Here is a 24,746-nt window from a genome sequence, read left to right as displayed (position 1 = left end):
AATTCTTTGTCGATTTCGCGCAATTGGTTCTTTTTGTCTTCGGGTAAATTGGCTCCGTTTCTGGAGAAGCTTTTGTATTTTTTATCTAAAAGTGTGGCTTGTTCGGGATTGAGATTCAAATGTTCTCGTTGTTCGTAAACCGCTTTTACTCTTGCAAACAAATCCGGATTGAGGCGGATGTCATTGCCAAATTCGGATAACAAAGGCGAAACTTCTTGCGCTATTTTTTGCATTTCGTCACTGGTTTCTGCCGAATTCAGGTTAAGAAATATGCTTGAAATTCGGTCCAAAACGTCACCGCTGAAAGCCAAGGCTTCAATCGTGTTTTCGAAAGTGGGTTTGATGGGATTATTTACAATTCCGTTAATTTCGGCTTTCGCCAATTCGATTCCTTTTTGAAAAGCAGGTAGAAAATCTTCGTTTTTGATTTTCAAGAAAGGAGCAGTATTGTATTTTGTATTGAAATGGTGTGTTAAGACGCTCATTGTTTTATTTTTTTGCCCCGATAGCATTGTCAATCCTTTTTTTTTTAAAGTTTGCAACGAATAGCGGGAATAACTCCTGAAAAAGAACAGGATAATTTTGAATCAGTTATTTTTTTAAACTTTCGGAAGCGACGATTACGGCTTCTTTCAATCCGGTTTTGTAGGCCATGATTTTGTCCAACACATTTTTATCAGCACTTCCGATGATTTGTGCAGCAAGAATTCCGGCATTTTTTGCTCCGTTTAAGGCGACAGTTGCCACGGGAACTCCGCCAGGCATTTGTAAAATCGACAAAACGCTGTCCCAACCATCGATGGAATTACTTGATTTTACGGGAACGCCAATGACAGGAAGTGGCGACATCGAGGCTACCATTCCCGGTAAATGTGCCGCTCCGCCAGCACCTGCAATAATTACCGAAATACCGCGTGTGTGGGCGTTTTTGCTGAAATCAAACAATTTTTCGGGTGTTCTGTGTGCCGAAACAATATCGACTTCAGTTTCTATGTCAAATCCTTTTAGGATGTCGATGGCTTCTTGCATTACGGGCATATCGGATATGCTTCCCATTATTACGGCTACTTTCATATTTTTTTGTTTCAAGTTTTAAGGTTTCAAGTTGCTAAACTGCTACTTAAAACGGATTACTGACCACTAATTACTCTTATTGTATTTTTGACATCTTCAGCAATTCGTCTCGCTTCATTGATGTCATCGTTCACTATTGTGACGTGTCCCATTTTTCGAAAAGGACGTGTTTGTTTTTTTCCGTAGATGTGTGGTGTAACCCCGTTCCAGCCTAAAATAGTTTCAATATTTTCATAAATCACGTCTCCCGAATAACCTTCTGCGCCAGATAAATTGACCATAATTCCGGCCACTTTGTTGTCTGTGTTTCCCAAAGGTAAATCGAGAATGGCGCGCAAATGGTTTTCAAACTGCGAAGTATAACTGGCTTCAATGCTGTAATGGCCTGAATTGTGTGGGCGAGGAGCGACTTCGTTTACCAGGATTTCGTCGTCTTGGGTTTGGAACATTTCAACGGCCAAAAGTCCCACATGATTGAATTTTTTGGAAACATCAAGTGCAATTGCTCTTGCTTTTGCAGCCACTTTGTCGTCAATTCTTGCTGGGCAAATTACGTATTCCACTTGGTTGGCTTCGGGATGGAATTCCATTTCAACAACGGGATACGTTTTGATTTCGCCGGAAGGATTGCGGCAAACGATAACGGCCAGTTCGTTTTTGAATTCGACCATTTCTTCGGCAATGCATTCTACGTTGGGTAAATTCTCGACATCTTGCAAGGTTCGAATGATTTTCACTCCGTTGCCGTCATAACCAAACTCGGTGCATTTCCATACGAAAGGCATGTTTAATTTGGATTCGACAATTTCGACCACCATTTTTTTTAAGTCTTTGAAAGTTTTGGCAGGAGCTGTCGGAATATTGTGTTCTAAATAAAAGTTTTTCTGGATTCCTTTATTTTGGATCAATTTCAAGGTTTTTGGTGAAGGATAGACTTTTTTGCCTTCGTTTTCCAGTTTTTCCAAAGCTTCAAGATTGACTAGTTCAATTTCGAAAGTCAAAACATCGACTTTTTTACCAAAATTATAAACGGTTTCGAAATCCATTAAATCGCCTTGAAAAAAATGATTGCAGGCGATTTTGCAAGGTGCTTCGTTGCTTGGATCCAAAACATAAGTTTGAATATCGAATTTTCGGGTGTCAAACAAGAGCATTTTGCCAAGTTGTCCGCCACCGAGAATTCCCAATTTGAAATTGGAAGAAAAATAGTTCATTTGTCTTAGTTATTGTTTTTTAACGGTCAAATGCAGTCGATTTGCTCGTGTTATTGTGTTGTTGTTTGTTGAGAGCAAAGATACTTCATAATGGTTGAATTGGAAAATTATTTTATTTTCTTCGAAATTTCCTGTAATGCTCAACGAAGAGGTGTTGCAATCTTGTTTTTAATGCTATTTTACTCAAAGTTTTAAATATATTTTTATGCCAAAAGACAGTTTTTTTAAACGTATAGAAATCCCTATCTTTGCAAATTATTTTAAAAACGAGAAAAGTGATACAACTACACGATAAACAATTTGTCCCGTTTATTTCTGCACAAGAAATAGACTTTGCCATTGCCAAAATAGCCTCACTTGTAGAAGCTGATTTTGCTGATGAAACCCCAATTTTCATAGGTGTTTTGAACGGTGCTTTTATGGTGGTTTCTGATTTTATGAAACATTATAAATCTCCTTGCGAAGTGAGTTTTATTAAAATGGCTTCGTATGAAGGCACTACTTCAACCAATGACGTGAAACAATTAATAGGTTTGGATCAAGATTTATCCGGGCGAACTGTTATTGTCATTGAAGATATTGTTGACACAGGAAATACTTTGGTTGCCCTAAAAGAATTATTCAAAAAGCAAAACGTGGCACATTTTAAAATAGCTACCTTGTTTTTTAAACCGGAAGCCTACAAACAGGAAGTCAAAATTGATTATATTGGTATTAGAATACCAAATAAATTCATAGTTGGTTTCGGATTGGACTATGATGGTTTGGGCAGAAACTTACCTGAAATATATCAATTGAAAGATTAAATATTGAAACGATTTTACCAACTCACAACTTACAACTACAAAAATGATTAACATTGTTTTATTTGGGAAACCAGGTGCAGGAAAAGGAACTCAAGCAGAGTTTTTGAAAGGAAAATACAATTTGACACATCTTTCCACGGGAGATATTTTTAGATTTAATATTCAAAATAACACAGATTTAGGGAAATTAGCCAAAAGCTACATGGATCAAGGCGATTTGGTTCCTGATGACGTTACCATAAAAATGTTGGAAGATACCGTAAATAAAAATCCCGATACAAAAGGTTTTTTGTTTGATGGTTTTCCAAGAACTTTGGCACAAGCCGAAGCTTTGGATGTTTTTTTGGCCACCAAAAGTTGGGAAGTTACCGCAACAATTGCATTGGAAGCAGATGATGAAATTTTAATTCAACGCTTGCTCGAAAGAGGAAAAACCAGCGGAAGAGTAGACGATCAAGATGAAGACAAAATCAGGAATCGTTACCAAGAATACAACGAAAAAACAGCTCCTTTGATGGAGTATTACAATAAACAAAACAAATTTTATCCAGTAAATGGGATTGGTTCCATAGCTGAAATTACGGAGCGACTGGGCACTGTAATCGAAAGTCTATAAAGGAACATACGTTTTCTAATCAACTATGGAAGTATTAATAATATTTTTTTTAATTCTCTTAAATGGTGTTTTCTCCATGTCGGAAATCGCGTTGATTTCGGCACGGAAAAACAGATTGGAAACTGCGGCCAAAAAAGGCAACAAAAATGCCCAAATCGCTTTAGATTTGGCCAATTCACCCAATAAATTTTTATCGACGGTTCAAATAGGAATAACACTTATCGGAATCTTGACGGGTATTTATTCCGGAGACAAAATTACGCATGATGTCGAAGCTTTTATCTTGGGATTTGAAGCGCTAAAACCTTTTGCTTCTTCAATGGCAGTAGGGGTTGTTGTCGTGATTTTGACATTCTTTTCTTTGGTTTTAGGAGAACTTTTGCCAAAGAGAATTGGTTTGAATCATCCAGAATCCATTGCAAAAGCGGTTGCGTGGCCAATGAAAATAATTTCGATTATAACGGCACCATTCATTTGGTTGTTGACCCATTCGACGGAATTTTTATTGAATGTTTTGCAAATAAAACCAACTGCCGATGGCAAAGTAACCGAAGAAGAAATTAAAGCCATCATAAAAGAAGGAACTGAAGGTGGTGAAGTCCAAGAAATAGAGCAAGATATTTTGGAACGTGTTTTTCACATTGGTGACAGAAAAATAAATTCGTTAATGACGCATAGAAAATCGGTGGTATTGTTGCCATTGCATTCCAATAAAAGTCAGGTTAAGGAGTTTATGCTCAAAGAATTGCACTCTATTTATCCCGTTTACGAAGAAAACCATGATGATATTGTGGGTGTCGTAAATTTGAAAAGTATTTTTGCAAATATTGATTCGGCCAATTTCAATTTGCCGGAAATCATGACCGAAGCGCCTTTTATGATGGAGCAAACCACGGCCTACAGAGCATTGGAAGAATTTAAAAAAACAGGCATTCATTATGCTTTTGTTTCTGATGAATACGGTGTTTTCCAAGGAATAATTACCTTGAATGACATTTTGGAAGCCTTGGTTGGAGATGCTTCTGACTTTTATAAAGAAGATTTTCAATTGGTCGAAAGAGAAGATGGAACTTGGCTGGTAGACGGACATTATTCCTTACACGATTTCTTGACTTATTTCGAATTGGACGAATTGATAAATGACTACGAAGTGACCACCGTGAGTGGATTAATAATGACTGAACTTTCTCATATTCCAAAACAGGGAGAGAAATTGATTTGGCAAAAATTTGAGTTGGAAGTCATTGATATGGATGGCGTGAAGATTGATAAAGTGATGGTGAAAGCCTTAAAATAAAAAGGTTCTGGGTCTTGGGTTCTGGGTGTTAGTTTTACCCAAGACCCAAGACCCAAAACCTAAAACCAAAAAAAAAATGACAGAAGGAAATTTTGTAGATTACGTAAAAATATATGTTTCTTCCGGAAAAGGAGGGAAAGGATCTACGCATTTGCATAGAGAGAAATTTATTGAAAAAGGTGGTCCAGATGGTGGAGATGGTGGTCGTGGTGGACACGTATATTTGGTTGGAAACAAAGGACTTTGGACTTTGTTTCACCTAAAATTTGCCCGACATATCAAAGCTGGATACGGAGGAGACGGAAGTGGAGACAGGAGCACTGGTGCTGATGGAGAGGATAAATACATCGAAGTCCCACTAGGAACCGTTGTAAAAGATAAAGAAACGGGCGAAACCTTGTTCGAAATTACTGAAGATGGAGAAAAACAAATTCTTTGTCGTGGTGGAAAAGGAGGTTTGGGAAACTGGCACTTTAGAAGTTCGACCAATCAAACGCCAAGATATTCGCAACCGGGTTTGCCTGGTGTGGAAATGGACGTGGTTTTGGAGCTTAAAGTTTTGGCCGATGTTGGGTTAGTAGGTTTTCCAAATGCTGGAAAATCGACTTTATTGTCTGTATTGACCTCTGCTAAACCAAAAATCGCCGATTATCCGTTTACGACTTTAAAACCAAATCTTGGAATAGTCGCTTACAGAGATTTTCAATCATTCGTAATAGCCGATATTCCTGGAATTATAGAAGGTGCTGCCGAAGGAAAAGGATTGGGACACTATTTCTTGAGACATATCGAAAGAAACTCTACCTTGCTGTTTTTGGTTCCGGTTGACACGCCAGACATCAAAGCCGAATATGATATTTTGGTAAACGAATTGACAAAATACAATCCTGAAATGCTCGACAAAGAGCGTTTGTTGGTCATCTCAAAATGCGACATGCTGGACGATGAGCTCAAAGCAGAAATGAAAGTACAACTAGACAAAGAATTCAAAGACATTCCTTATATGTTTATCTCATCCGTTGCCCAACAAGGTTTACAAGAGTTGAAAGACAAACTTTGGAAAATGTTGAATGATTAAATTTAATCTTAAAAGATAAAAATTCATATAAAGCACCTTCATTTTAGGTGCTTTTTCATTTCTTGTAGTTTCGGTTTTGTAATCCAATGTTGAACTTGTAATTTTTCACAAAGATATCTTGGTAATCAGGCGCCTTTTTTGTAAAACAATATGAAATTCTTAAAATTTGGTTAATTCTTAAAAAATTGTTGCGAATTCAGGACGGATTAATCGATTAAACTACGAAAATGAATTATATTCGCATCACTAAAAAAATAATTAAAAAAATGAAAAAAATAATTTTATTTCTAACAATGTGTCTTATGACTTTTCCGGTAAAAGCAGATGAAGGCATGTGGTTTTTGATGTTTATCGAAAGGTTGAACCATAGAGATATGGAAAAGAATGGATTGCAACTCACATCCGAAGAAATTTACAGCATTAACCATAGTAGTTTGAAAGACGCTGTGGTACAATTTAACGGAGGTTGTACTGCCGAAATTGTCTCAAAAGAAGGATTGGTTTTGACCAATCACCATTGCGGTTACAGTGCAATCGCGGAACTTTCTACGGCAGAACAAAATTATTTGAAAGACGGTTTTTGGGCCAAAGATAAAAGTGCCGAAATGAAACCAAAATCGTTATACGTTCGTTTTTTCGTTCGCATGGATGATGTTTCAAAGCGAATTTTGTCAAAAGTGAATGATAAAATGAGCGAAGCAGACCGAAATAAAGTTATTCAACAAGAAATAGCATTAATTGAAAAAGAAAATAGTGAAGGAGGTAAATATACCGTTTCAGTTCGTCCTTTCTTTCAAGGAAATGAATATTACTATTTTGTTTACCAAGATTACAAAGACGTTCGTTTGGTAGGGACACCTCCAGAAAGCCTTGGGAAATTCGGTAAAGATACCGACAATTGGGAATGGCCACGTCATACGGCAGATTTTTCCATGTTTAGAGTTTATGCTGACAAAGATGGTAATCCAGCGGAATATTCAAAAGACAATGTGCCTTTGCAACCCAAACATTATTTGCCAATAAGCTTGAAAGGCGTTCAAGAGAATGATTTTGCAATGATATTAGGCTATCCAGGAAGAACCAATAGATGGATGCCAGCAAGCGGAATCGAACAAAATATCAAGTTTGCTTATCCTGCTTGGGTTGAAGGTGCCAAAACTGGAATGGATAGAATGAAGGTGTATATGGACCAAGATGCAACTGTTGGTTTGCAATATGCGTCAAAGTATGCTTCGACAGCAAATTATTGGAAAAACCGTCAAGGAATGATTGATGCTTTGGTTAAATCAGGAACAGTTGAGGCTAAATCCAAAGAAGAAGCCAAATTCAATCGTTGGGCAAATAAAGCTCAAAACAAAGTTAAATATGGGAATGTAATTGCTGTAATTAATGATTATTATGCAAAAACAAATTTGAAGTCCCGCCACGATAATTACCTTTCTCAATTGATGCGAACCACTTCTTATGGTCCTTCACCGGCGAATTTAGGAAATACACTCATTGCTTATTACAAAGAAAATGAAGCAAAAAGAGCTGAGTTGCTTCCCAAATTAAACGGGTTGATTGAAACCATTTATGGAAAATTTTATGCTCCTTTAGAAAAAGACATTTTTACAGCCCAGTTAAACCTCTATGCATCTAAAGGTTCTGAATACGGTCTTTCGCCAAAAGTGGCAAAATTAAATGCGGAAAACAAAGGGAATTTTGCTGCTGATGTGAATGATGCAGTTTCCAAAAGTATTTTTGCAACCAAAGAAAGCGTTTTGGCTTTTATGAAGGATCCAAAACCAGAGGATATTAGTGTCGATCCTTTGTATGTTATTTCAAATGAATTGGCTACAAAGATGAGAACTAAATCAGAAGAGCAACAACAATTAGAAGACAGCTTTGAGAAAGCATACCGTAATTTAGTGCAAGGTTTGCGAGAGTCTAAAATAAATTCGATTCAATATCCAGATGCCAATTCAACTTTGAGATTGTCCTACGGTACCGTAAATGCCCTGCCAGCGGATAAGCGCAACGACGCAACGATTAACAATTATACCACAATGACTGGATTAGTCAAAAAGTATAAAGCTGGAGACGATGAATTTGATTTGCCTGAGCGATTATTAGAGCTAAACAAGGCAAAAGATTTTGGGAAATATGCTGACAAAGCAGGGTATATGCCAGTAAATTTCTTGACAAATAATGATATAACAGGAGGGAATTCAGGTTCACCGGTGCTTAATGGCAAAGGCGAATTGATAGGAATTGCATTCGATGGCAATATCGAAGGAATAGCAGGTGATGTTATTTTTGATAAAAAACAGCAAAGAACAATCAACGTAGACATTCGTTATGTACTTTGGATAATTGACAAATATGCAGGAGCCAAAAACATTATTGACGAAATGACGATAACAAAATCGGAATAAGAAAGTCTTTATGGAATTTAAAAACCCGTTTCGTTTTTTATGAAACGGGTTTTTTGTTGCATTTTTTTCAGGAATTTTATAGAGGTTCGTTATAGGTGTCAAACAAAAACTGTAGGGTTTCAGGGATATTGTTGGCTTGTATTTCTGGGTATTTTATGGGCATTTCCAGCCAATTTTCAATAATTAAATCAAAATCATCACCAACTTCGTATACAACCGGAACTCCTAATTTTTTTAATGCAGCTGCATTGCATTCTTGTTCATAATGACTTCGAATGGGAATGCTTAATATTTTCTTTCCAAGATATAATGCTTCTGAAGGAGTTTCAAATCCACCACCGGTAATTATACCGTGGCAACTAATCAAACTTTGATTAAACTGTTTTTGGTTTACAGGATAATAAGTAATATTGTTAATAGTGTGTTTGAATTCCACGTCATTCAAAAACCAATGAAATTCCAAATCCGAAAGTTTGTTGAATGCTTTTTCCAAACAATGCTTTTGGAACGAAGGCAAATAAACCGTGATATGTTTTAAATCTTTTGGCACGGCCAGAATGATTTCATCTTTGATGATTGGAGGATGAATAAAGGAATCATATTTATCGAAATGCAATCCAATATGTTTTGGGGAAGGAGCATAATGTTTAAGAATCATCTCGCCCATAATGCTTCTTTTTTCTGGTCTTGGAGTAGCATCCGAAATGAAACTGGCTTGATGTCCAAATTGCACGGAATGTATTTTTTGTATTTTACAAGCCAGCGAAGTAATGGAATCGAAATCGTTTATCACAACATCATAATTCTTTAATGGCAAGGATTGAGCGTCCTTAAACATTTGTCGAGGTCTAATGTTTTTTGCAATATTCCAATAATTCAACCCGCCGCATTTGCTGTAATGCAAACTGCAACCGGCACTTTTGAATTTTATGGGCAAGTCAATGTTCAAACTTGCATTGTTTCCGCTCAAGAAGAAATCTACGGAGCCAAATTTTTGTAAATAAGGATACAATTGGCTTGCCCTGCTGATGTGTCCGTTTCCAGTGGCTTGTATGGCGTAAAATATTTTCATAAATTTAGTTTAAATGGAAAATAATTTGATTGAATGAAAGCATCTCTTAATTTGACAAAATTTTGGCAACAATATCATTGGTTACCTTGTCTTCCTTATTATCCTGATTTGGATAGTCTGATTTTTTATAGTGATAAATCTTCCATTTCTCGTTTTTGTATTCCAATGCGGTAAGGTTTTCGACCCAATCGCCACTGTTTAAGTACATCACTTTTCCATGCTCGGTTTTAACTACTTTTTTTTGCGGCATATGAATGTGGCCACAAACCACATAACTGTATTTTTTTTCGATGGCAATTTCGGCTGCAGTGGTTTCAAAATTGGAAATAAAGGAAACCGCTTTCTTTACACTGTTTTTAATGATTTTGGAAAAACTTCGCTTTTCTCTTCCCAAAGACACCAAAATCCAATTAATCAAACTATTGATTAAAATCAATAAGTCATATCCTTTTCCGCCTAGTTTGGCCAATATTTTTGCATATCCTTTTGTAGATGAGTCAAACACGTCGCCGTGAAAAATCCAAGTTTTCTTTCCGTCCAAGTCTAAAATCAATTTGTCAACCAATTCCAAGTTTCCTAAAATAAAATCCGAGTATTTTCGTAACGCTTCGTCGTGGTTCCCGGTAATGTAAATGACTCGAGTTCCTGAATTGGACATTTTTATGATGTAGCGCAACACTTCCATGTGAGCAACAGGAAAATAACGTTTACTAAAACTCCACATATCAATAATGTCACCGTTTAGAACTAAAGTTTGGGGATTGATCGATTTTAAGTAGTGCAATAATTCTTTTGCGTGGCAGCCATAAGTGCCAAGATGAACATCACTTAAAACAACTAAAGGTATTTTTCGTTTTCGTTTCATATTTTGTTTTCACAAAACTAACGGCTATATGTTAGGACAATGTTTCTTTTGTATTATTATTTTGGTGTGTTTATGCAAAAAAAATCTCTCTGTTCTTTTATAAAATTCCTTATTTTTGAAGAATGAAACGACTTTTATCTTTCCTTTTCTTATTTCCGTTAGTGATGTGGTCGCAATCCAATTTCAGCAAGGCAGAAAAATTATTCGAAGCCGGAAAATATGACCAAGCCCAGCCTGTTTTTGAGAGTTTTTTAAAAGAAAATCCTTCCCATTTGAAGACCATCGAATACTTGGGCGACATAGCAGGCCATAAAAAATCTTGGGACAAAGCCATGGTCTATTATCGAAAATTAAAACAATTGAAACCCTCCGAAGCCAACTATTATTTCAAATATGGTGGCGTGCTTGGAATGAAAGCCAAAGAGTCCAATAAATTAAAGGCTCTGGGAATGATTGGTGAAGTAAAAGAATCATTCGAAAAAGCGATTGAATTAGATCCAAAGCATATCGAAGCACGTTGGGCGTTAGTTATGATATACATACAACTGCCAGGTTTTGTGGGCGGAAGCGAGTCAAAAGCAATCAAGTATTCCAATGAATTACTAAAATTATCGCCTGTCGACGGTTTCTTGTCCAGAGGTCAAATAGAAGAACATTTCGAGAGATATCCCGCCGCTGAACAACAATATAAAAAAGCAATTGCTGCGGGAAGCACAAAAATAGGCGAGCAAATGTTGGCCAGTTTGTATAAAAACAAAATGAATAAATCTGTAAAAAAGAATTAAATATATGAGAACTCATTTTATCGCCATCGGCGGAAGCGCCATGCACAATCTGGCTTTGGCGCTGCACAATAAAGGATATCAAGTTACCGGAAGTGACGATGCCATCTTTGAACCATCAAAAACACGCTTGGAAAAAAAAGGAATTTTGCCAGAAGCATTAGGTTGGTTTCCCGAAAAAATCACTCCAGATGTCGAAGCGGTAATCCTTGGAATGCATGCCAAAGCCGATAATCCAGAATTGTTGAAAGCGCAGGAATTAGGATTAAAAATATATTCATATCCTGAATTTTTATACGAACAATCCAAGAATAAAACTCGTGTGGTTATTGGTGGTTCTCACGGAAAAACTACTATTACCTCGATGATTTTGCACGTGATGCATTTTCATAATATTGAGGTAGATTACATGGTTGGCGCACAATTGGAAGGATTTGAAACGATGGTTCATCTCACCGAAGAGAATGATTTTATCGTGCTCGAAGGCGATGAATATTTGTCTTCTCCAATAGACCGAAGACCTAAATTTCATTTATATCAGCCCAATATTGCATTGATTTCCGGTATTGCCTGGGATCACATCAATGTTTTTCCAACGTATGATTTCTATGTCGAACAGTTTGAAATTTTCATTTCTAAAATCACAAATGGAGGAATCTTGGTTTATAATGACGAAGACCCAGAAGTGCGTCGTGTTGCCGAAGCCGCCACGAATCCAATTCGTAAAATCCCTTATACAACCCCAAAATATGAAGTGAAAGATGGTGTTACACTTCTCGAAACTCCGGAAGGAGCAATGCCAATCGAAGTTTTTGGAGCACATAATTTGAATAATTTGGCTGGAGCCAAATGGATTTGCCAAAACATGGGTGTTGATGAAGCCGATTTTTATGAAGCCATTGCCAGTTTCAAAGGCGCATCCAAACGATTGGAAAAAATTGCCGAAAGCAAGACCAAAGTCGCTTACAAAGATTTTGCCCATTCGCCAAGTAAAGTTGCCGCGACAACAAAAGCCGTAAAAGAACAATATCCAGATCGAACTTTGGTGGCTTGTTTAGAATTGCATACCTACAGCAGCTTGAACGCCGAATTTTTGAAAGAATACGAAGGAGCGCTTGAACATGCTGATGTTGCCGTAGTTTTCTATTCGCCGGACGCAGTTAAAGTCAAGCAACTCGAAGAAGTGACTTACGAACAAATTGCTAATGCATTCAATCGAAAAGATTTAATTATTTATACCAATCCAATTGATTTTAAAGACTATCTTTTCAATCTCAATTTTGAAAACTCCGCACTTTTGTTGATGAGCTCCGGGAATTATGGTGGATTGAATTTTGATGAAGTTAAAACATTGATAGAGTAAACTATAGATGGAAGAAAACAACTTTCCGATAACGAATTGGTCAGAAGACGACAAACCGCGCGAAAAACTGATGCTCAAGGGCAAAAGTGCTTTGAGCGATGCCGAATTGATTGCCATTTTAATAGGATCGGGGAGTAGAAATGAATCGGCGGTGGGATTGAGCAAAAGGATTTTGGCGAGTGTTGACAACAATTTGAATGCTTTGGGGAAATTATCCATTCAACAATTGATGAATTTCAAGGGAATTGGTGAAGCCAAAGCCATTTCGATTCTTGCCGCAATGGAATTAGGAAGACGCAGAAGGGCAGAAGAAGCAGTCGAACTGAAGAAAATCACGTCCAGCAAAATGATTTTCGAATTGATGCAACCCATCATTGGCGAATTGCCGCACGAAGAATTTTGGGTTTTGTATTTGAACAATTCGAACAAGGTACTTTCCAAATCGCAACAAGGCAAAGGCGGAATCACGGGCACATTGGTTGATGTGCGTTTGGTGTTTAAAGCCGCACTTGAATTGGGTGCAACTGGACTGATTTTGTGTCACAATCATCCTTCGGGAACATTGATTCCCAGTGATGCCGACAAACAAATTACCCGAAAACTGAAAGCTGCCGGGCAAAATATGGATATTCAGGTTTTAGACCATGTTATTATTGCCGAAAATGGGTTTTATAGTTTTAACGATGAAGGAATTTTTTAAATGAATACAACAAATAGTAACATAACAGACGTCTTTTTTGATTTGGACCACACGCTCTGGGATTTCGAAAGAAACTCGGCATTGGCATTTGAAACTGTTTTTAAAATGCAGGATTTGGCAATAAACATGATTGATTTTCTTTCGTTTTATGTGCCAATAAACAGGGAATATTGGGAAAGATATCGAAAAGATGAAATTACCCAAAAAGAACTCCGCTTTGGCAGATTGAAAGATACTTTTGACTTGTTGGAATTTGTCATTGACGATGCTTCAATTGTGAATTTATCGGAACAATACATTCATTATTTGCCTAAATACAACCATTTGTTCGATGGAACGATTGAAATATTGGATTATTTAAAAGCCAAATACAATTTGCATATTATTACGAATGGTTTTGCCGAAATTCAAGAAAACAAATTGAACAATTCGTATATTACGCATTATTTTAAAAGCATAACCAATTCTGAAATGGCCGGAGTAAAAAAACCAAATCCACTTATTTTTGATTATGCCTTGGATTTGGCCAAAACCAAAAAAGAGAACAGCATCATGATTGGAGATTGCATTGAGGCTGATGTCCAAGGAGCTTTGGATGCTGGATTGGACGCCATTTTATTCAATGAAAACAAGGAACCTGTGACAACAAAAAACATAAAACAAGTAAACCATTTATTAGAATTAAAAAAATATTTATAAAATTATGAAAACTAGAATCTTATTCCTGATGTTATTTGTTGCGAGCTACGGTTTTTCGCAAACGGTTAATGACTACAACGCTGTGGTAATCCCAATGAAGTATGACTTTCTTAAAAGTGACAATCAATATCGACTGCAAACTATTACTAAAATGAATTTACAAAAAGCAGGTTTTCAGGCTTTTTACACTACTGAAGTCATGCCCGCAGAATTCAATGATAGATGTAATTTATTGTACCTTGACGTAAAAAAAGAGAATGCTTTCTTGGTGACAAAACTTTACATCACCTTCAAGGATTGTTATGGCACCATAATTTACCAATCCGCCATTGGGAAAAGCAAGGAAAAAGAGTTTGGTTTAGCTTACTCGGATGCATTAAATGAAGCCTTTTTATCAGTTTATGCCTTGCAATATAAATACAATGGAACCAAGGCGGTGTCAAGATCAGTGGTAGTTCCTGTAGTTTCAGCGCCAGTTGCTGTGGTTCCTGCGGTGGATGTTCCCGTTGTTAACAAGGAAGTAAATGATCTTAAAAATTCTGAAAACTTTAGTGCAGATTTGCTTTACGCACAACCAACGTCTTATGGATATCAATTGATAGACAATGCACCAAAAGTTGTGATGAAAGTGTATAAAACTTCAAATCCTGCCAGTTATATGGCTGCAAAAGGAAATGTTCAAGGAGTTTTGGTTTCTAAAGACAATCAATGGTTCTTCGAATATTATCAAGGAGACAAGCTAATTTCAGAAAAAATAAACGTTAAGTTTTAGTTTCAAAAGTTATTGGAATCAGATTTCAGATTAAGAAAGTTGTGCTTTTAATCTGAAATCTTTTTTTTGCTGTTTTAGGAATTCTGTTTGATTTAATACCCATATTTATTTTTCCAACGATTTTTTAAAAATTCCCTGGTTGAATTTTCCCTCGAATTATTTCCGGGATTATAAAGTACAGTGTCAGATATGCTGTCTGGGAGAAATTCCTGTTCGGCAAAATTATTGGTGTAATCGTGAGCGTATTTATATTCGTCGCCATAACCCAATTCCTTCATCAATTTTGTTGGTGCATTGCGCAAATGGATGGGAACGGGTAAATCGCCAGTTTGTTTGACTAATTGTTGGGCGGTTCCAATTGCCATGTAAGAAGCATTGCTTTTGGGAGAAGTTGCCAAGTAAATGGCACATTGACTCAAAATAATTCTGCTTTCAGGATATCCAATTGTTGCTACGGCTTGAAAAGTATTATTGGCCATGATAAAAGCAGTTGGGTTGGCATTTCCAATATCTTCACTGGACAAAATCAGCATTCTTCTGGCGATAAATTTCACGTCTTCGCCACCTTCAATCATTCTGGCAAGCCAATATACGGCGCCGTTTGGATCGCTACCTCGAATTGATTTTATAAATGCCGAAACAATGTCATAATGCTGTTCGCCACTTTTGTCATACAAAACCGTATTTTGTTGCACGAGTTCAAAAACTCGTTCGTTAGTGATTGAAATTTCGTCCTCTTCGGAAGCGTTTACGACTAATTCAAAAATATTTAATAGTTTGCGTCCATCACCTCCGGAAAGTCTCAGCAGCGCTTCTGTTTCGGTTAGTTTGATTTTTTTTGTGGCTAAAACAAGGTCGGTTTTCAGGGCTCTATGTAATAATGCTTCCAAATCGTCTTTGGTAAAAGCGTTTAGAATATAAACTTGACAACGCGACAATAAAGCGGGAATTACTTCAAAACTCGGATTTTCGGTCGTGGCACCAATTAACGTTATCCAGCCTTTTTCGACGGCCGCAAGCAGCGAGTCTTGTTGTGATTTACTGAAGCGATGAATCTCGTCTATGAACAGTATTGGATTTTTGGAAGTGAAAAGTCCACCACTTTGTTTGGCTTTGTCAATCACGTCACGAATGTCCTTCACTCCAGAGTTGATGGCACTCAAAATATAAAATGGACGCTTCGATTCCTGCGCAATGATTTGTGCCAAAGTTGTTTTTCCGGTTCCTGGAGGTCCCCAAAAAATTAACGATGGAATAATCCCTTTCGCGATTTGTTGTGTCAACGAACCGTTTGGTCCAACCAAATGGGATTGACTAATATAATCGTCTATTTTTTGTGGACGTATGCGTTCTGCCAGTGGTGCTTCCAAGTTGATTTTTGATTTTAGAGTTCCGATTGAAGATTTGACGAATTACAAATTTAAGATTTTGCGGTTAGTAAAGCTAAAGTTATAGAACAAACTTCTTTCATCTATTTTAGCTCTTTTTAAAACATGACAAAATAGCACTAAATTGCTTTTGGATACATTTTTGAGTAAATTTAAATCAGCATAGTAAACTCTAAAATTTTCAATGAACGACAATCATTTTAAATATTCTAATTCCGTTTTGGCATTGCCGCTTTTTTTTGTGTGGTTTTTGTGGTTTGTGTATTGGCTACAAATCAAATTTGATTTTGATTTCTTTGAAAACGGAATTTTACCAAGAACCTTTTCGGGCTTGCAGGGAGTTATTTTTAGTCCTTTTATCCATTCGGACATCAAGCATTTGTACAATAATTCTATTCCGCTTTTGATTCTGTTGGCAACTTTGCGCTTTTTTTATGCTAGACAATCGTTGGCAGTTATTGGTTATGGAATTATACTTTCTGGATTTATCACTTGGGTAATTGGAAGGGATAGCTACCACATTGGTGCAAGCAGTTTAATCTATGTTTTGGTAAGTTTTATCTTTTTCAAAGGAATTCAAACCAAATATTATCGATTGGTTGCATTATCACTGGCCGTTGTGGTGGTTTATGGAGGTTTGGTATGGTATATTTTTCCAAAAGTGGAAGAAAATATTTCTTGGGAAGGCCATTTGGCTGGATTGATTACTGGTTTTGTTCTTTCCTTGCTTTACAAAACACCCGAATACAAGAAGGTAATCAAATACGATTGGGAGCATCCAGATTTTAATCCTCAGGAAGATAAATTTATGCAACGGTTTGATGAACACGGGAACTTTGTGAATATTCCCAAAATGGAACTTGAAGATGAATTTTTGCCTTATTATTCTTCGGGATTACCCGTAAATTATACTATTGTCGAAAATAAAAAAAATGAATCAAAACCGGAGTCATAATTCATTTTTATATTTTAAATCTGAAATCAAAAATTGTTTCTCTTCATTCATAGATCTTTAACTTCTTTGTCTTACGGCTTCATATAAAAAAGCGCCACAAGCGACGGAAACGTTTAGTGAACCGATTGTTCCAAACATGGGTAGTTTTGCTTTTTCGTCCACGATTTTAAGAACGGACGGGTTGATTCCTCTGTCTTCTGAACCCATAATGATGGCAACGCCTTCTTTTAAATCAACATCATAAATATTTTGTTCTGTTTTTTCTGTTGCCGCAACGGTTTTTATGCCAGAACCTTGAAGGTAAAAAATAGCATCTTTGATGTGTTCCACTTTACAAATAGGCACATTAAAAACCGCTCCTGCAGAAGTTTTGACCGTATCTCCATTTACTGGGGCTGAACCTGCTTTTTGTACGATAATTCCGTTTACGCCGGTACATTCTGCCGTTCTGATGATGGCCCCAAAATTGCGAGCATCCGATATTTGATCCAAAATCAAAAACAATGGTGTTTTTCCGGATTCAACAGTGGCTTCCACTAAATGTTCCAAGTCTATGAATCCAATGGGAGAAATGGATGCTACAGCTCCTTGATGGTTATTGGGAGTTAATCTGTTTAGTTTTTCGACAGGTACATAGGAAAAGTTCACGTTGGCACGTTTCATGACTTTCATCAAGTCTTTCATTAACTCGCCTGATATTTCTTTTTGTATGAATACTTTATCTACTGCTGCGCCAGCTTGTATCGCCTCAATAATGGCGCGTATTCCAAATATTTGATGTTCTTTTTCCATGGCGCAAAGATACAAAAAAAAACCACCAGCTTTCGCTGATGGTTTTAAAATAATTTAGATGAGATTAGAATTTATCCCAGAAAACTTTTGTTGTTTGTTTATCGCCTCCTATTGCAGCAGCAGCAGCAGCATAGTTGGTTTTATTCAAGTTTTGTTCGTTTATTGGATAAGTATATCTCGTTGGAACTGGATCTTCTGATACAGCTGGCAAGTTAAAGCCAGGGAAATCATAAGTTCTCCAAGCAGTCCATGCTTCATAACCTCTGTTATACATGGCTAACCAAAGTTGAGTTCCAATTTTTACTTTCCATGATCCTGGAGCTGTTAAATAATTTACGTCAGGATTAAGTAAATAAGTAGCTGCGTTAGGAGCTCCCCAATAATCAAATGATGCTGTAATCCCTTTGTTGTAAAATCCAGCAGCAGCAGCAGGTGTTCCTGAAATAGAACGTTCTGCAGCATCAGCCAAGTAGAAGCAAACCTCTGAATAATCTAATAAAGATGCTGGATTAGTTGGGTCAATTATTCTAGCACTTACGTGAGTGTAAGCAGAAAAACTATTGTTGTCACCATAAGGTCCACCAACGTATACTCCAGTCCCTAAATTTTCATCAAAATAATATGGTCTTCTAGGGTCATTAAGCGCATTCATTTTGTCTACCAAAGTGTTTGTTGCAACAAAATCCGATCTTCCTGATTGTACTAAATCAACCCAAACAGGATTGGTGTTTGGAGTAGCATTAGAATAAACCAAAGCAGCATTGTCAGCGTTTGATGTAAATACACCACCACTAACAGCAGATTGGATAGCTGCAGTTGATTTAGCAGCCAAAGCTGGAACATCAGCAACACGAACTCCCATTCTCAACAATAAAGAGTTTCCGAATTTTTTCCAATTAGCTGGATTCCCACCATAAATATTGTCTGCAGCACCAAAACCGCTATCTGTCAAATTTGGAATCGCAGCTGTTAAACGTGTTAGTAAGTCACCGTATATAGTTGCGGCATCATCGTATACAGGTAATACATATTGACCTGCATTTAATGCTTGACTGTAAGGAACGTTACCAAATGTTTCAACTATTTGCGCCCAAGCATAAACAGTAAGAATCTCAATTTGAGCATTTCTTGTTTTTTTGGTAGCAGCTGATATTTGTGTATCTGCATCATTATTGGTTTTTGCAGAATTTAAATCCAACAAAACATCTCTGTACATTTCAGACCAGTGGTTTTGTGGGATGTTACGTGTATTGAAATCATAATTGGCTTCGTCTACGTAAGTTGTTTCAGTCCAGTGTTGTCCTAACATTCTAAAGATATTAGTGTTTACATTGGTGCTCGTCATTTGATCGAACAAACTCTTGGTTGCAGAATTAAATAAAAAATCTGAACTAACTTGAGTTGGGTTCTTTGGATCTCTATTTTTAGCTTCATATTGGTCATCAGATTGACATGATGCCATTAAAGTAATAATAGTTAAAGTTGTTAATATTATTTTTTTCATAATTTGATTTTTTAAAACTGTAGTTTAAGACTTGCTCCGAATTCTCTTATAGATGGATAGGCACCAGATTGGTATCCTTGAACATTACCAGAGCTTAAACCTGCTTCAGGATCTGCATAAGGAGTGCTTTTATCTATAATCCATAGGTTTCTTCCAATTACTGAAAATGATGCATTAGTGAAAGGCAATTTTTTTAGCAATTTAGCATCAAAATTGTAAGTTAAACTAGCTTCACGCAACTTAATGTAACCTGCGTCATAAACGTGAAGTTTATTAGGAGCTCTAGCGTAACCCCAAGCAGTTGTGTATACGCTACCATTGGCTCTAACTTGATTTGGAGTTCCATCAGGAGCAACACCAGGTACAATAAAACCACCGCTGTTTGCTGCGTAGTTTCCAGGAGTTCCAACTATTGGGTTTCTAACAGGGTTTCCTAAGTCATTGTCTGCAGCTGAAAAGTCGTACATACCTGTAGCATAACCATACCATGTATCAAGAGAGAAAACATCTCCACCTTTTTGCATGTCAACCAAGAAACTTAAATTCAAGTTTTTGTAAGTGAAACTGTTGTTAAGACCTGCTTTCCAATCTGCATTGATATCACCAATTACGATGTTGCTGGCAGTTGTTCTTTGGTAAGTACCAATTCTTGATGCACTTCCTGTTTGGTTTACAATAGGTTGTCCATTTGCAGCATAGATAAAATCACTACCTCTGATGGTTCCGTAAGGTTGTCCAGGAGTGGCATTGATAGAAACACCTCCTTGTAAAGATGCTAATTGCAAGTTGTCGATACCGTTAAGTAATTCAACAACTAAACTTTTATTTTGAGACCAGTTTAGGTTTAAATCCCATTTGAAATCATTTGTTTTAAATGGTGTAGCATTAAACTGTACTTCAAATCCTTTGTTTTCGATTGTTCCAGCGTTTAACACAGCAGAATTATATCCTGTAGATGTTGATAATGGAATACTTGTAATTTGATTGATGTTTAAATCATTGTAGTAAGATACATCAAATCCAAGACGTCTATCCAAAAAGGACATTTCTAAACCAAATTCATAACTTTCTTGTCTTTCTGGTAATAGATTCAAGTTGCTTTGAGCACCAGGATTAGAAGCGATACCAGTACCGTTAAAAGGAGTTCCAATGTCAAATGTATTGAAAACTCTGTAAGGGTTAGTATCACTACCAACTTCAGCATAGTTAGCTCTCAATTTACCAAATGACAACCATTTTGCGTCAATGTATTTAGAGAAAACTAAACTTCCAGAAACTGAGAAATAATCATATCTGTTGTTTTCTTTCGGTAAATTAGAAGAACGGTCCGTTCTGTAAGTTCCTTCTAAGTAAGCGTATCCATCATAACCTAAACTAGCTCTTATGTACTCACCATCAACCATACTGTTTGAAGCATACTCAGTTGGAGAAAGAATAGGACCAACACTGTTAGAAAGTGAATAAAGACGTGCTTTGTTTAAACCACCGTTAGTAGCAGCAAAAATACTGTTTCTGATGTTGTTTCTTAAGTTCCAACCAATGTTTCCTTCTAAATTTAATTTTTCGGTTAAATTTTTGTTGAAATTCAACATTAAATCATAATTGTATTCGGAAACATTATTATTGTATCTTGAGTAAGAAGATACGTCAGCACTTCCAACATTAATTCTTTCTTCTTGCAATTCGCTGTAAGTGTCAAATGAGAATCTACCCATTATGCTCAACCAATCAGTTAACTTGTCTTCTAAAGCTACATTACCAAAATATCTTGATCTTGTATCTGTCTCATAGTTTTCATAGAATGTCCAATATGGGTTGTCAGAATAAATTGGTTTTAAATTGCTAGAGGAATTAGGATTCCAAGTGATATTTTCTCTAGTTAGAAAATAAGCAGCTTTTTGTGCGTCAAAATCAACGTTCATTTGGTTCCATTGTCTGAACTGTTGCATAACGTTACCAGAAGAATAACCAGTTCCGTTTCTACCTTTACCGTCAGTTTTTACAAAATTGAAATTTGTAGAAGCTTTTAATTTATCGGTCAAATTGTGGGATCCCGAGAAAGATATAGTGTTTCTTTTAATGCTAGAGTTTGGTAAACTACCTTCTTGCAATAAATTGGTGAAACCTAATCTAAAAGAACTTTTGTCGTCACCACCATCTAATGAAACAGAGTTTACGGCTGTACTTCCAGTACCCCAAACAGAATTTGGATTTGCTTTACCAGCTACCCAAGGAGTTGCTTTTCCGTAAGTTTCAGTTAATTGAGGGTAAATAGAATTCCATTGGTAAACCAATAAATTTGGATTAAAAGCGGCTCCATAAGAAGCATCTTCCGTGAAAGGAGTTGTTAGGTCATCAATACCATCTCCATTAATGTCAGCTAAACCAAAATAACCATCAGCAGAGTCATAGTAAGGACCATATCCTGCTCCGTATTTATTTTGATATTTAGGCAAAGTTTCTTTGTCTGCATTTCCTAAAGTCATACTTGAAGTAACTGTAATTCCAATTCCTTTTTGACTTTTACCTTTTTTTGTTGTAATCATTACAACACCATTCGAAGCACGAGAACCATAAAGTGCAGTTGCAGCAGCTCCTTTTAATACGTTGATAGTTTCAATGTCATCAGGGTTGATGTCGGATGCGGCATTACCGTAGTCATAACCACCTCTACCGGTTTTTTGGTCAGATGAGTTTGTGTTACCATTGTCTACTGGAACACCATCAACTACAAATAAAGCTTGGTTATTACCTGCAATTGAGTTGTTTCCTCTAATAACTACTTGTGTAGAACCACCTAAGTTACCTGAGGTTTTAATTTCTAAACCTGCTACTTTACCAGATAGCGAGTTTACAAAATTCGAGCTTTTTACTTTTGATACGCCATCACCTTTAACTTCTTGTGTTGCGTAACCAAGAGATTTTTTTTCTCTTTTAATACCCAAAGCCGTTGTAACAACAACTTCGCTTAATTCTTGCGAATCAGATTCCAATTTCACGTTTAATGAAGTGGAACTAGCTTTAACTTCTTGGGTTTTCATTCCAACGTAGCTAAAAATCAAGACTTGGCTTGATGTTGCTTTGATAGAATATTTTCCATCAAAATCAGTTTGTGTTCCAGATTGAGTTCCTTTCACTAATACACTCACGCCTGGTAAAGGCAATCCTGCATTATCAGAAACAACACCTGAAACAGCTCTCTCTTGCGCAAAAGAGATTTGCGCCACAAGTACTAATAATAGTACTAAGAATCCATTGAACTTTAGTTTCATTTTTAAATATTTTGAATTAGTGAGACAAAAATCTTAATAATTTGTTAACTTTCCTAACGTTTGGTTCGTTTTTTTATGCGTGCATACGGAATTTAACATTTAACATATATAATAGTTAGTGTTACAAAAAGTAAATTCGATCTGTATTTTTTTTGTAATAATTTAAAAAACAACGTTGTAGCATAAATTGACTATAGTGCCGGAAAATTTAATTTTTTGAGTTTTTGTGTTTCCATTTGCAAAGGATATCTTTAATAACCCATTTTTGGTTTGGAGTCCCATTCCAAGTCCTAAGCCCAGTAAATTGCCCTTATTGTTTGAGGTTTTATCTTGATAATAGCCGTAATCCAAAATAGAATGGATGAATAATTCCCTAGAAAGAATATAACGATATTCAGAAATAATAGCGGTCATAAAATTAGCTTGTAATCTGTTTTCTGTAAATCCTCTTATGGAATTCATTCCTCCAAATCGGTATAATTCGTTGACGATATATGTGTCGCTTTTTAAAAAATAATTTTGATAATTTATGTTAATGCAATTTTTTTGGTTTAAATAAATGTTATGATTTGCATCTATGTTGATGTAGCTTTGTCTGCTGGCTCCCAAAGTTTCAACTAATCCATTTGTTGTTCTCTTTCCAATTCCCATTGTGATGGAGAGTTTCGTTTTTTTGGGGAAAGTCGTGTTTTTAGAATCGAATTTTGTGTATTCAAAATTTGATGTCAGAAAGGAGTTGTTGTAATCGCTTATGGTGTTGTTGTTGGTGTTTTGAATATCGCTAGATTCTGTTGATTGGTGGCCCAGATAAATTCTAGTATTATAATTAACAAAATACCCCAAATCTATTGCTGTTTTCGTGTTTTGGAAGACGCTGTCTTGTTTGAAAATATGGATATGGGCTTTCAGGCCTATCGGGCTTTTAAACAGGTAGGGGAGGTCAATGCCGGCTTTAAAAGTTTTTTGATTGTTTCCGTCGCTTTTCCAATTAAGTGATAATTGTTCTCCTGCTTTGAGTGCATTTTCCAATGTTAAATCTAAATAGCCATTAATTGCCAATTTATTATTTTCATTGTTGGTAAAACCAATGAAGCCGTCAAAAGTATTGGATTTGCTTTTTTCTAAATACACATATACTTTGGTTGTGTCTTTGGTTAATAAAATTTCGGGATATTTTATTTGGTTGACAAATCTGAATTTTTCAAAATCATCGTGAATTTTACGAACTAGATCTTGATTGAAATTATTGTTGTGGTATTTTCGGTTCAGTTGCTTTAGATGTCCTTCTGGGAAGCTGTTTTTTTTGCTGCCTTCGGAAAACTTTATGACAATTGCATTTAATTGTCTTTGTTGTCCCGATTCAAATTGTAGTTCGGCATAAAGAGAGTTTTTTTTCTTTTGGATATTGGCCAATTTCAACTTTGCCAATGCAAAACCTTTTTGTTCCAGTTTTTGTAAAGTTTGGTTTAGAAAAGATTCTATTTCGCCATAAGGCAGAACGATACTGTCTTTTGTTTTGTCCAATGAAATCAAATCGACTATCGCAGGATTTCTACCTATATATATATGTATTGAATTTATTCTTTTGCCCAAACTGAATTTCGCAACATAGTTCGAATCGTTTTCTTGTGTGTTCAGGAGTACTCGATTCTCTATGAAGCCCATTTTTGAAAGCTTTTCAGAGGTTAGATTAATTTCGTCACTTATGGACTTGGTGTTTTTGTGTTTTGAATTATAATTTAAAGAATCCAGTACTTTGTTTTCTGAATCTGTGCTTCCAATTAGTTGTAATTGAAAATTCTGGCCTGAGCAATTCAATCCAAAAGTGAACAAGGTCAAAACGAATATAAAGTGTTTCAAAATGAATTAAAATTTTATAAATATAACGCAAAATAGTAATGTTTTATATATAAAATGCAAAGATGAAAAATAACGTTGAAAATTAATGTGTTATGATTTGTTTAGTGAAAAATATTTTCTACATTTGCAACCCCGTAAAAAGCGGGAATTTTATAAACAAGTAATTTTTAGTATTTAACTATGCCAACTATTCAACAATTAGTAAGAACAGGAAGAACTC

The 24,746-nt window shown here is 36.2% G+C and carries 20 protein-coding genes and 1 pseudogene; 11 read left to right on the top strand and 10 right to left on the bottom strand.

Annotated elements, in window-relative coordinates:
• From C0430_RS02735 to C0430_RS02725, 3 genes and pseudogenes are all read right to left on the bottom strand, one after another.
• A pseudogene (locus tag C0430_RS02735) lies at positions 1 to 485 on the bottom strand (M3 family peptidase); the annotation flags it as partial.
• A gap of 106 nt (positions 486 to 591) precedes the next feature.
• Positions 592 to 1,074, bottom strand: a complete 483-nt coding sequence (gene purE / locus C0430_RS02730; RefSeq protein ID WP_290865229.1) for a 5-(carboxyamino)imidazole ribonucleotide mutase — start codon at positions 1,072 to 1,074, stop codon at positions 592 to 594.
• A 56-nt stretch (positions 1,075 to 1,130) separates the two neighbouring features.
• Positions 1,131 to 2,288 (bottom strand): 5-(carboxyamino)imidazole ribonucleotide synthase, encoded by a 1,158-nt coding sequence (locus C0430_RS02725; RefSeq protein ID WP_290865228.1) that lies wholly within the window; start codon positions 2,286 to 2,288, stop codon positions 1,131 to 1,133.
• 275 nt (positions 2,289 to 2,563) lie between these two features.
• On the opposite strand from C0430_RS02725, the gene hpt reads away from it, so the two are divergent.
• The 5 genes from hpt to C0430_RS02700 all read left to right on the top strand — a co-directional run bounded on the left by hpt (position 2,564) and on the right by C0430_RS02700 (position 8,502).
• Positions 2,564 to 3,094, top strand: coding sequence for a hypoxanthine phosphoribosyltransferase (gene hpt, locus C0430_RS02720; RefSeq protein WP_290865226.1), 531 nt, complete (start codon positions 2,564 to 2,566; stop codon positions 3,092 to 3,094).
• A 43-nt stretch (positions 3,095 to 3,137) separates the two neighbouring features.
• Positions 3,138 to 3,710 (top strand): adenylate kinase, encoded by a 573-nt coding sequence (locus C0430_RS02715; protein ID WP_290865224.1) that lies wholly within the window; start codon positions 3,138 to 3,140, stop codon positions 3,708 to 3,710.
• Positions 3,711 to 3,735: 25 nt separating this feature from the next.
• Positions 3,736 to 5,007, top strand: coding sequence for a hemolysin family protein (locus tag C0430_RS02710; protein WP_290865222.1), 1,272 nt, complete (start codon positions 3,736 to 3,738; stop codon positions 5,005 to 5,007).
• A gap of 76 nt (positions 5,008 to 5,083) precedes the next feature.
• The gene (gene obgE / locus C0430_RS02705; protein WP_290865220.1) at positions 5,084 to 6,085 is read left to right on the top strand and encodes a GTPase ObgE; all 1,002 of its coding nucleotides are present in this window, start codon (positions 5,084 to 5,086) and stop codon (positions 6,083 to 6,085) included.
• Between the two features lie 266 nt (positions 6,086 to 6,351).
• Positions 6,352 to 8,502, top strand: a complete 2,151-nt coding sequence (locus tag C0430_RS02700) for a S46 family peptidase (RefSeq protein WP_290865218.1) — start codon at positions 6,352 to 6,354, stop codon at positions 8,500 to 8,502.
• Between the two features lie 76 nt (positions 8,503 to 8,578).
• Here the strand turns inward: C0430_RS02700 and C0430_RS02695 are convergent, their stop codons facing one another.
• The gene (locus C0430_RS02695) at positions 8,579 to 9,574 is read right to left on the bottom strand and encodes a glycosyltransferase family protein (protein ID WP_290865216.1); all 996 of its coding nucleotides are present in this window, start codon (positions 9,572 to 9,574) and stop codon (positions 8,579 to 8,581) included.
• A 46-nt stretch (positions 9,575 to 9,620) separates the two neighbouring features.
• Complete coding sequence (locus C0430_RS02690) at positions 9,621 to 10,439, bottom strand: UDP-2,3-diacylglucosamine diphosphatase (RefSeq protein ID WP_290865214.1); 819 nt, start codon at positions 10,437 to 10,439, stop codon at positions 9,621 to 9,623.
• 122 nt (positions 10,440 to 10,561) lie between these two features.
• Here C0430_RS02690 and C0430_RS02685 point away from each other — a divergent pair, with 122 nt between their 5' ends.
• Genes C0430_RS02685 through C0430_RS02665 form a run of 5 tightly spaced genes read left to right on the top strand, consistent with a single transcriptional unit; the run spans position 10,562 to position 14,755 of the window.
• A complete protein-coding gene (locus C0430_RS02685) occupies positions 10,562 to 11,224 on the top strand; it encodes a tetratricopeptide repeat protein (RefSeq protein WP_290865212.1) in 663 nt (220 codons plus the stop codon).
• Between the two features lie 4 nt (positions 11,225 to 11,228).
• On the top strand, positions 11,229 to 12,584 hold the full coding sequence (locus C0430_RS02680; RefSeq protein WP_290865210.1) for a Mur ligase family protein: 1,356 nt from the start codon (positions 11,229 to 11,231) through the stop codon (positions 12,582 to 12,584).
• 7 nt (positions 12,585 to 12,591) lie between these two features.
• Complete coding sequence (gene radC, locus C0430_RS02675) at positions 12,592 to 13,284, top strand: DNA repair protein RadC (protein WP_290865208.1); 693 nt, start codon at positions 12,592 to 12,594, stop codon at positions 13,282 to 13,284.
• Positions 13,285 to 13,983 carry a YjjG family noncanonical pyrimidine nucleotidase gene (locus C0430_RS02670; RefSeq protein WP_290865207.1) on the top strand — a complete coding sequence of 233 codons (699 nt, stop codon included), beginning with the start codon at positions 13,285 to 13,287 and terminating at the stop codon, positions 13,981 to 13,983.
• Between the two features lie 4 nt (positions 13,984 to 13,987).
• The gene (locus C0430_RS02665; RefSeq protein WP_290865205.1) at positions 13,988 to 14,755 is read left to right on the top strand and encodes a hypothetical protein; all 768 of its coding nucleotides are present in this window, start codon (positions 13,988 to 13,990) and stop codon (positions 14,753 to 14,755) included.
• A 92-nt stretch (positions 14,756 to 14,847) separates the two neighbouring features.
• Here C0430_RS02665 and C0430_RS02660 read toward each other — a convergent pair whose 3' ends face one another.
• Positions 14,848 to 16,125, bottom strand: a complete 1,278-nt coding sequence (locus C0430_RS02660) for a replication-associated recombination protein A (protein ID WP_290865203.1) — start codon at positions 16,123 to 16,125, stop codon at positions 14,848 to 14,850.
• A 202-nt stretch (positions 16,126 to 16,327) separates the two neighbouring features.
• On the opposite strand from C0430_RS02660, the gene C0430_RS02655 reads away from it, so the two are divergent.
• Positions 16,328 to 17,098 (top strand): rhomboid family intramembrane serine protease, encoded by a 771-nt coding sequence (locus tag C0430_RS02655; RefSeq protein ID WP_290865200.1) that lies wholly within the window; start codon positions 16,328 to 16,330, stop codon positions 17,096 to 17,098.
• Positions 17,099 to 17,155: 57 nt separating this feature from the next.
• Here the strand turns inward: C0430_RS02655 and rlmB are convergent, their stop codons facing one another.
• The 4 genes from rlmB to C0430_RS02635 all read right to left on the bottom strand — a co-directional run bounded on the left by rlmB (position 17,156) and on the right by C0430_RS02635 (position 24,526).
• Positions 17,156 to 17,890, bottom strand: coding sequence for a 23S rRNA (guanosine(2251)-2'-O)-methyltransferase RlmB (gene rlmB / locus C0430_RS02650; RefSeq protein ID WP_290865198.1), 735 nt, complete (start codon positions 17,888 to 17,890; stop codon positions 17,156 to 17,158).
• A 64-nt stretch (positions 17,891 to 17,954) separates the two neighbouring features.
• On the bottom strand, positions 17,955 to 19,352 hold the full coding sequence (locus C0430_RS02645; RefSeq protein WP_366559286.1) for a SusD/RagB family nutrient-binding outer membrane lipoprotein: 1,398 nt from the start codon (positions 19,350 to 19,352) through the stop codon (positions 17,955 to 17,957).
• A gap of 53 nt (positions 19,353 to 19,405) precedes the next feature.
• Positions 19,406 to 22,666, bottom strand: a complete 3,261-nt coding sequence (locus C0430_RS02640) for a SusC/RagA family TonB-linked outer membrane protein (RefSeq protein WP_290865193.1) — start codon at positions 22,664 to 22,666, stop codon at positions 19,406 to 19,408.
• 162 nt (positions 22,667 to 22,828) lie between these two features.
• The gene (locus C0430_RS02635; protein ID WP_290865191.1) at positions 22,829 to 24,526 is read right to left on the bottom strand and encodes a hypothetical protein; all 1,698 of its coding nucleotides are present in this window, start codon (positions 24,524 to 24,526) and stop codon (positions 22,829 to 22,831) included.
• Positions 24,527 to 24,746: the final 220 nt, after the last annotated feature.

The organism is Flavobacterium sp., from assembly GCF_013823965.1.
GTDB lineage: Bacteria > Bacteroidota > Bacteroidia > Flavobacteriales > Flavobacteriaceae > Flavobacterium.
The sequence above is the reverse complement of the archived record's forward strand: the minus strand, read 5'-3'. Positions and strand labels throughout refer to the sequence as shown.

Bases quoted from the DNA above. Each gene is read 5' to 3' on its own strand.
- C0430_RS02655 (WP_290865200.1), top strand. From the start codon at position 16,328: ATGAACGACAATCATTTTAAATATTCTAATTCCGTTTTGGCATTGCCG.
- C0430_RS02690 (WP_290865214.1), bottom strand. From the start codon at position 10,439: ATGAAACGAAAACGAAAAATACCTTTAGTTGTTTTAAGTGATGTTCAT.
- C0430_RS02710 (WP_290865222.1), top strand. From the start codon at position 3,736: ATGGAAGTATTAATAATATTTTTTTTAATTCTCTTAAATGGTGTTTTC.
- C0430_RS02685 (WP_290865212.1), top strand. From the start codon at position 10,562: ATGAAACGACTTTTATCTTTCCTTTTCTTATTTCCGTTAGTGATGTGG.
- C0430_RS02715 (WP_290865224.1), top strand. From the start codon at position 3,138: ATGATTAACATTGTTTTATTTGGGAAACCAGGTGCAGGAAAAGGAACT.
- C0430_RS02665 (WP_290865205.1), top strand. From the start codon at position 13,988: ATGAAAACTAGAATCTTATTCCTGATGTTATTTGTTGCGAGCTACGGT.
- rlmB (WP_290865198.1), bottom strand. From the start codon at position 17,890: ATGGAAAAAGAACATCAAATATTTGGAATACGCGCCATTATTGAGGCG.
- obgE (WP_290865220.1), top strand. From the start codon at position 5,084: ATGACAGAAGGAAATTTTGTAGATTACGTAAAAATATATGTTTCTTCC.
- C0430_RS02725 (WP_290865228.1), bottom strand. From the start codon at position 2,288: ATGAACTATTTTTCTTCCAATTTCAAATTGGGAATTCTCGGTGGCGGA.
- C0430_RS02640 (WP_290865193.1), bottom strand. From the start codon at position 22,666: ATGAAACTAAAGTTCAATGGATTCTTAGTACTATTATTAGTACTTGTG.
- C0430_RS02695 (WP_290865216.1), bottom strand. From the start codon at position 9,574: ATGAAAATATTTTACGCCATACAAGCCACTGGAAACGGACACATCAGC.
- C0430_RS02680 (WP_290865210.1), top strand. From the start codon at position 11,229: ATGAGAACTCATTTTATCGCCATCGGCGGAAGCGCCATGCACAATCTG.
- C0430_RS02645 (WP_366559286.1), bottom strand. From the start codon at position 19,352: ATGGCATCATGTCAATCTGATGACCAATATGAAGCTAAAAATAGAGAT.
- C0430_RS02700 (WP_290865218.1), top strand. From the start codon at position 6,352: ATGAAAAAAATAATTTTATTTCTAACAATGTGTCTTATGACTTTTCCG.
- purE (WP_290865229.1), bottom strand. From the start codon at position 1,074: ATGAAAGTAGCCGTAATAATGGGAAGCATATCCGATATGCCCGTAATG.
- C0430_RS02670 (WP_290865207.1), top strand. From the start codon at position 13,285: ATGAATACAACAAATAGTAACATAACAGACGTCTTTTTTGATTTGGAC.
- radC (WP_290865208.1), top strand. From the start codon at position 12,592: ATGGAAGAAAACAACTTTCCGATAACGAATTGGTCAGAAGACGACAAA.